The sequence below is a fragment of the Desulfoluna sp. genome (genome assembly GCF_030145185.1).
GTDB lineage: Bacteria > Desulfobacterota > Desulfobacteria > Desulfobacterales > Desulfolunaceae > Desulfoluna.
Genome location: NZ_JAQYWB010000126.1, coordinates 1 through 8,150 on the forward strand (window position 1 = coordinate 1; position 8,150 = coordinate 8,150).

Annotated in this window: 5 protein-coding genes; all 5 read right to left on the bottom strand. The window is 50.6% G+C overall.

The genetic code is table 11. The features are described 5' to 3' along the window. Positions 1–414: 414 nt before the first annotated feature. Positions 415–981 carry a BON domain-containing protein gene (locus Q1Q75_RS21945; RefSeq protein WP_300675257.1) on the bottom strand — a complete coding sequence of 189 codons (567 nt, stop codon included), beginning with the start codon at positions 979–981 and terminating at the stop codon, positions 415–417. 561 nt (positions 982–1,542) lie between these two features. Further along, on the bottom strand, positions 1,543–2,586 hold the full coding sequence (locus Q1Q75_RS21950) for a GMP reductase (RefSeq protein WP_300675259.1): 1,044 nt from the start codon (positions 2,584–2,586) through the stop codon (positions 1,543–1,545). A gap of 411 nt (positions 2,587–2,997) precedes the next feature. Continuing rightward, entirely contained in the window at positions 2,998–5,478 is a 2,481-nt protein-coding gene (locus Q1Q75_RS21955; RefSeq protein WP_300675261.1) for a diguanylate cyclase, read from the bottom strand. A gap of 385 nt (positions 5,479–5,863) precedes the next feature. Beyond that, entirely contained in the window at positions 5,864–6,715 is an 852-nt protein-coding gene (locus tag Q1Q75_RS21960; protein WP_300675263.1) for a hypothetical protein, read from the bottom strand. Next, positions 6,712–7,326, bottom strand: a complete 615-nt coding sequence (locus Q1Q75_RS21965) for a DUF1007 family protein (RefSeq protein WP_300675265.1) — start codon at positions 7,324–7,326, stop codon at positions 6,712–6,714. The genes Q1Q75_RS21960 and Q1Q75_RS21965 overlap by 4 nt, the downstream gene beginning before the upstream one ends. Between the last annotated feature and the right edge of the window lie 824 nt (positions 7,327–8,150).

Here is an 8,150-nt window from a genome sequence, read left to right on the forward strand (position 1 = left end):
GGTATTCTGTTTGATTTTCTCACCCTTCGGGCGAGCCGGGTGCACTCATCTGCCGCGTTATCAGAGCTTTGAGGTAAACCACTACATCTTCAGCTCTGATGCCTTGCATATGAGCGCACCCAACTCGTGAAATATCCGGGCTAACGGCCACAAATGCTCTTCCAAATTTTTCAATTAAGGAGAACTGAAGGTTAGAAACGAGGTAACAAAGAAAGGAATAAAACGCAAGGATATGAAAGCAAAAGCAGTGAATTCCTCTTGAAATTCAGCTCAAGAGGAAACAATCAAACAGTCATGGCAGCCATAAGACATGGGGTGTTCTCTGAAAACACAACTTCGAGCCACCGTTCTTCGCCCATCAATGCATCGAGACATAAAGGCCGACAGCAAGAAGCCCCTGCCGCCATTGGCCTTTTATTTCACCCGAAGATTATCCTCCACGCGCTGCACCCCCACCAGGCTGTCAGCCAGGCGAATCGCCTCATCCCGCATTTCAGCACTCGCCACCACACCGGTAAGAGTCACCACCCCCCTGTTCACATCTACATCGATATTCAGGGCGTCAACCTCATCGGCGGAGAGCAATTCTGCCTTCACCTTGATGCCCACGACCTTGTCATTCATTTTCTGCCCCAGGGTAGAGGTCCCCACCTGAAGGAGGTTTTTGACGCCACGCACCCCAGAGACACTCTGGACAACGGTCTCCACATTTTTTGAGACGCCCTGGTTGGCCACAAGTCCCGTCAGGGTCACCATCCCTTCTAAGGTATCCACATCGATTGAAAGGGCGGGAACATCGCGATTGTCGAAGAGGGCGGCCTTCACCTTGGCCGTCAGGGTGGCATCATCCACCTGGTTGCCCAGTGTGCGTTCATCGGAAGCGCTTTTGTAAACGCCTGTGGCACTGGTTCCCAGCACAACGGGGGCACATCCCACACAGAAAAGCAGAAAAAAAGAGACCGCTGTCAATCGTATTGTCATACCGCCAACCTCCTAACCCGGATATTTCATGAGAAAACGGCCGGATCAAAATAATAATATGTTATTACAACTGGTTATCGAGAAAGATATAGGTATTTCAAAAATACAAATGTAAACTACCGTTTCAACTCGCTTTTCTCACCCTTCGGGCTAAGCTCAAAAATGCCTGCCCACGCGTTCAGAAAAGAATGTCCTCCGAACCGCCGACACGCGTTTCAAATAGCACTCTCCATACTATGGATACCGCCCAGGGCCCTGTGACCGTCATCACCCTTCCGGGAACATATCCCACCATGACAAAAGAACGATAACTGATTTCTTCAAGAACGACAACCTACCCTGCCCCCTTTAACCTAACCCGGATATTTCATGTGAAAACGATCCTGTCGTAGTAATAAGCTATCATTACAACCTGTTACTGTGAGAAATTTAGATATTTGTAAAATACAAAATGTAATTCACGTTTTCTGCTCCATTTTCTCACCCTTCGGGCTAAGCCACAAAAAACCGGGACACCTGATGGCCAGGTCCCCGGATTGATTGAATCATCACATTTTCATTTTATTCGTCACCAAAGGTTCGGTTGTGCTGTTCCATCACACGGATAAAGGTCGTCCGCTTGGAGAGTTCCTTGAGTTTCCCTGCCCCCACGTAGGTACAGGCTGAGCGGAGGCCGCCCAAGATATCCAGGAGGGTCTCATCCACCGATCCTTTGTAGGGAACGGTAACAAGTTTTCCTTCAGAGGCCCGATAATCAGCGACACAGCCGCTGTGTTTTTCCATGGCGGCTTTGGAACTCATACCGTAGAATTCCACCACTTTTTCACCCTCTTTGTCAATCAATTGACCGCCAGATTCATCGTGCCCCGCCAGCATTCCGCCCAGCATGGTAAAGTCTGAGCCGGCACCAAACGCTTTGGCGATATCCCCGGCGCAGGTGCATCCCCCGTCGGCCACGATGAGCCCCTTCAGGCCATGAGCCGCATCCGCACACTCAATGATGGCCGAAAGCTGTGGGTACCCCACACCGGTCTTCACACGGGTGGTACATACAGAGCCAGGGCCGATGCCGACCTTGACGATATCGGCCCCGGAAAGAATCAGCTCTTCCACCATTTCTCCGGTGACCACGTTCCCGGCAACAATGACCTTGTCCGAAAAAAGTCCCCGAACCCTCTGGACAAAATCCACAAAATTTTCCGTATACCCATTGGCCACATCCACACAAATAAATTGAATCATCGGATGCGCCTGCACCATCTGCGTCAACCGCTCCAGGTCTGCATCCAGGGTGCCGGTACTCACCATGATATGATTGTAAATCGACGGGTCCTGAGCCGCTAAAAATGCTTTGAGGTCTTCCGGTGAATAATACTTATGAAGCGCTGTGATGGCACCATGCCGCGCCAGGGCCACCGCCATCTCCAGGGTGCCCACCGTGTCCATATTCGCGGCGATAATCGGCACCCCGCTCCATGTTGTCTGGCTGTGCCGGAAAAAGTAATCTCGTTTCAGTTCCACCTGAGAACGACTTTTCAGGGTGGACCTTTTCGGCCGGATCAAGACATCTTTAAATCCCAGTTTTACTTCATTGTCGATACGCATAAACGATCCCCATCCTCTTGATGTTGTTGGATGACGGCGAAATTTGGATGACAGGAAAATAAGATGAAGCAGGACGCTGAGCGTGGACAGGGCATCCAAATAAAAAAGCCTTCGACAGTCAACGCGAAGTCCCCCGTGACGGCCTTTACAGCCAAGGGTCAAGACACCTCGCGTATGCCTTTGCATGGCGGACAGGAGCACGCCCCATACGCCATCATTGCATGATGTGCCGGAGTTCCGGCGACCAGACGTACCTCCCCGGTACAGGGGCCGGGGCGCAATGAAAATAAGTGGATTCGGTGCGATGCAGGAGAGGTTATCTATAATATTTTAGCTAAAAAAAAGGCATCTGCCAACAAGACGTTTTCCAAGGTCCCAGACAGACGCCTCGGCTCGGAGCGGAGGCTCGGGTCAGCTCCCCATTTCCGTCCTGTTGCGGCCGGCTTCCTTGGCCCGGTATAAGGCCTGATCCGCAGCCTTGTACATGGCGTCCATGGTGGACGGATGATCGGACGTAATCAAACCAAAGGAAACCGTCAGGGTCTCTGCGGCTTTGTTGTGCCGATGGGCGATCCCCAGCCCCTGAATGGCCGCCCGCAATCGGTCGATAAAAACCAGGGCCCGTTCTGGATTGCGCGCCACAAACAGCACCCCGAACTCTTCACCGCCCAGGCGAAAAACATAATCCGTTGCCCTCTTACAGCGCTCAAGAAGGAGGTGCCCCACACGGATCAGGGCCTCATCGCCCATCTGGTGACCATAGCAATCGTTGTACTGCTTAAAAAAATCAATATCCATAATCGCAAAGGCCAGAAACTGCCCATCGCGACGGAGCCTGCGAATTTCAAGGGGAAAGGCCTCCGTAAACTTTCGACGGTTATACAGGCCGGTCATGGGATCGGTCACGGCCAGCTGCTTCACCCTCTCCTGCTCTCTTTGCAGCGCATCCTCTGCCTGGATCCGGACCACAATTTCCTGTTTCAGTTTCCGGTTCAAGGAAGACAAACGCCGATTCCAATAGATGGAAAGAGACAGGATAAAGGCCGCACCTGCCAGAAATTTCCAGAGCAGCGCATAGTCAAAACCATGCTCATAGCGAAGGGTAATCCAGCGACGATAGATGGTGTCCCGCTCCTCATCCGAGATGGAGTTCATTGTTTTTGTGACCAGATTCGAAAAAATCGGCCAGTCGCTACGAACCCCCATGCTGATTTCTAGTTTACGGGGCATCGTCCCGGAGACCTTAAGATTTGTAAAGCGCCCCTTCTTGATGGCATAATTTGCCACTGCCAGATTGCCCACGTAGGCGTAGGCCTTACCGGTGGCGACGGCTTCAAGGGCCTCCTCCGTGGTATTCGCCGGATACAATTCAATGTCCGGATAGCCACCGGCAAGAATTTTCTCCTCGGAATAATCCTCGACAACCGCCACTTTCCTGCCGGTAAGGACGGCCAGTTCCTCCACAAAATCGACGTCTTCATGCGTGATGATCACCAGGGGAAAGCTCAGGAAGGGCTCTGTGAGATTCATCGCCTTTTCATAATACGGAATCGTCGCAATGGCAGAGATCATATCCAGCCGACGCTCCTGCATGGATGCCAGAGTTTCTGACCAGGCCATCTCCTTGGAGTAAACAAATTCAATCCCGAGACGATCTTCAAGGATTCGGACATAATCCGCCACCATCCCCTCATAATTTTCTTTGGGTCCCAGAAATTCGAAGGGCGGCCAGTTGAAATCGATGCCCAGCCGAATGGTGGGGTGTTCTGCAAGCCAGCGGCGCTCCGGCTCTGTCAGCTTAAACGATCGTGATTTGGGGTAAAAGGTGTCGATGAGATAATGCAGATCGAACCGGTAGAGCAACATATCATGATGAAACTTGGAGAATCCTTTAAAATCGATGCGGCCCCAATTACCGGAGAGAAATTTGGAGACCTGATCCACATTAATCCGGTCGATGGCATGCATTCGGGTTTTAAACACTGTATTTTCCTGAGAAAAATCCACGCCGTTGAGGTAGTCGTACAGAAGAATCAGCGACCAGGCGCCTTCAAGCATGTGCCCGCCAACGCTCAGCCGGTTCTGACCGGCCTGGATACTCCCCACGGCCTTGTCACTCCAATCGATGCCCCCCGTGAGAACCTGATCCCAGGGCAGTCCCAACTCCACCATGGCATCGAGCACTCCCAGAGCAATATCATCCCCGGCGGCCCACACGACGTTGATGTCTGGGTGCTGACGGTAATTCGCGGTAAACACCTCTTTTGCCCGGGTCCGGCTCCATGCCTTGCCGGCGTTGGCGATATCATATAAGACGACATCCTCCCGATTCGAGACCACGGCTTTCATGCCCTCAACGCGATCGACAGACGACTTTTCCAGCGGATTGCCCTCAATGGCCAGGAGATGGATCGTCTCCATTCCGGCCCCTTTCCCCACTTCAATCAATCGCTCTGCCAGGAGCCCTCCGGCCCTGACGTCATCCGGAGTCATGCTTCCGAGCCAAAACGGAAACTTTTTTCTTGGAATCAACAAGGGGTCAGCGAACCCTGTGTTGTAAAGGAGGGCTGGCACTTTAAAGGTGTCGGACAAGCTTAATATCTCTTCGCCCAGATTTTCATAATTCATAAAAATAAGGCCGTCGGTGCCCTGAAGACAGGATCTCTTCACCTGTTCGAGCATCGTATCCGCCCGATTGCCAGCATTGTAAACCTTCAGGTTCACGCCAAGATCATCGGCCGCCGATTGGGTCAGCTCAACAAGGGAGGCCCAGAAAACCGTGTCATCTCTGGGAACAAACAAAGAGAGCTGAAAGGCTCCGACAGGAGTGACAAGCAACAGAAAAAAAACAACCGATAGAATCATTCTCTTTTTTGAGTTATCACCCATCATACAGACGCCCCCCCCGATACCATTTATTTCACACTCTGTGACTCATACAGAAATAGCCTCTAACCCGGATATTTCATGACAAAACAATCAGAACTAAGGAATAATATGTAATTACAGTTCTTTGCAGTAATAATTCCTGTTGTTTCAAAAATGCAAAATGTAATCCACGGTATTCTGCCTGATTTTCTCACCCTTCGGGCGAGCCGAGTGCACCCTCGAGATAAAACCATCAAATTTAGTGAAAAGGTATAATTTTATTTACCATAATAAAATGATGAAAAAAAGCCCCGTTCCCTTTGTATCAGGCGAAATCGTATATTTTAAGCAAACCAAACACCTCTTATTAAGTCATTTACATGCTGCTGTAATTTTCCTACCAATCACCTCATGCTCCGAGGAGCAGCATCCCTCCCAGCGCCGTCAGCACAACGCCTGAAATCGATGTAAGGATACCGGGGAGACGCTTCGCGTGGCTCGAGGGGGCTTTCATGCTGGCATTTTTACCGGCCACGACGAGGATCACGGTGGCGGAAATGGTGGTTGCCATGCCGAGGGTGATGCCCAAGGCCATGAGGATACCTAAGTGGATGAGGTCAAGGCCCATGGCAAGGAGCATAATGGTGACGATGCCGGGACAGGGGACCATGCCGAAGGCGACGGCGGCGAGGAGGTTGGGCGCTTTATCTGGGTTGGACCCCTGGTCATTATCCATGCGAATGGCCTCACGAATGCCGGTGGCAAAAAGAAAGAGCCCGAGAAGGATGATAAGAGAAAAACTGATCTGACTGGTAAGCTGGGTGGCGTGTTTCAGACCTGTGGAGACGCGGGTCTGAAGGACCCATTTAATGAAAAGGACGGTCATAACGCCGGATAGGCCGTGGCTGAAGGCGACAATATTGCCGAAAATCACACCGTCTTTTACCTTACGGTTTCCGTGAAGCATGTAGGCAGTTGCCACGGCTTTTCCGTGGCCGGGTCCTGCTGCGTGGATGATGCCATACAAGAGGGCGACGCCAAAAAGGGGGGCCAGGGTGGTGAGGTCCGGGGCTGCGGAAAAAGATTTCAGATAAACCGCCATATCACTTCGCATCTGAAACTGGAGGAGGATCAGCTTGTGAACGAGCGGTGCCACAAAGCCCGATGCATTGTCCAAGGGCCCAACGGCATAAGCGGCAAGAGGGCTTATGAACGTAACCATGAAGAAAAAGAGAGCGGCGACTCTGGGGCGGAGGTTCATGGCCTGGACTCCTTTGCACCCAAAGTGATAACCGCCTCAATGGGATGAAGCATGCCAAAGTAATAAGTCTCCTCCATGTTCTCCCTTAAGACGTAACTGACGCCTTCGGGAAAATCCCCGGTCAATGTGACAGGCCGATCCTGGGAGAGAAACAGGGCCGAGTAGTTGGTGGGGTCGTACTGGCTGAAGCGAAGGGTGGTGCCTTTTTCCGGGCGAGGGTCAAGAGGAATGGAGAAATGGTAATAGACGATGCCATCCTTTGCCTCGCACTGGAATGAGGCGATGGCGACGGGATGATTTTTAACCCCGCTGTGAGTGATAAAGGTAAAATAGTGCTGTTCAGAAAGATAGTCAAAGGCCTCGGAGCGAAGGACCGTAAACTCTTTTTTTGAAAAGCGTCCGTCTTTATCGGTATCGTAATCTTCCAGGATCATCGCCGAAAATCCATCGTCAAAGGCCCAGGTCACATCCAGACGAATCGGTTGCCCCGCTTCGAAGCAGAGGTTCAAGGAGCTCGTGATAAAGACATGGGGGTGGGCTCTGAGCGAGGGTGGGGTGATGAGAAGGAGTGCAAAGGTAAGGATCAGAGCGTAAAAAATGGTTTTGCGCATGAGTTTTTGTTCCTGCAAGTAAATAGTTTTCGGGCACCGGTGAGTGTATATAGGGCGCGATGCTTTTGCAGTGCAAGAAAAAAAACACGGTTTCTGCGACAGCAGTAAGCTCTCTTAAAAGCGAATACAAAAACGCGCAGGGTGTGCCTCTTTGAAAAACGGAATTTTCCTTGCGCGGCAAAACGCAGAATCAGCAAATCACGAATGAAGGAAAAGACCTTTTTCAACCCTGTGTACCAAAATAAACAAAGCCGGAAGGAGACACTCTCCTTTCGGCTCTGTTTTAACCCGGATATTTCATGAGAAAACAATCAGGGCTAAGGAATAATTCGTAATGACAGTTCTTTGCGGTAATATTTTTAGTCGTTCCAGAAATGCAAAATGTAATCCACGCTATTCTGTTTGATTTTCTCGTGAAATATCCGGGCTAAAGGCTGGTGCTTGGATTTGTTCGTGAATTTTTTAAGGTGGCTGCGTTAAAATCTATGCCATGAATCCTTTTAGGCTGGTGGAAACAAATAATCATACAGTGGCTTGTCGGAATACCGCTGGGATTTGACCCGAGGAACGAGGGGTAAAGCCCAACGGTAACCAGCTTTCAAGGTGGCACACCTTGCCGCCGGAGGCATTGCTTTTTGTTCGTTTATTTTTTTCCTGCAACCTTACCTGCAGTACATGAAATCCTGAAAATGGGATAAAGCGCACACCTTAAGCCAAAAAACCACTCTCATTTGCGTTATTCAATTGAAAAATCAAGCTTTTTTCCCTTGCTTTTTGAGGTGTATGCATTGTATAATACGTACACTTTAAAGGGGGTTATATTC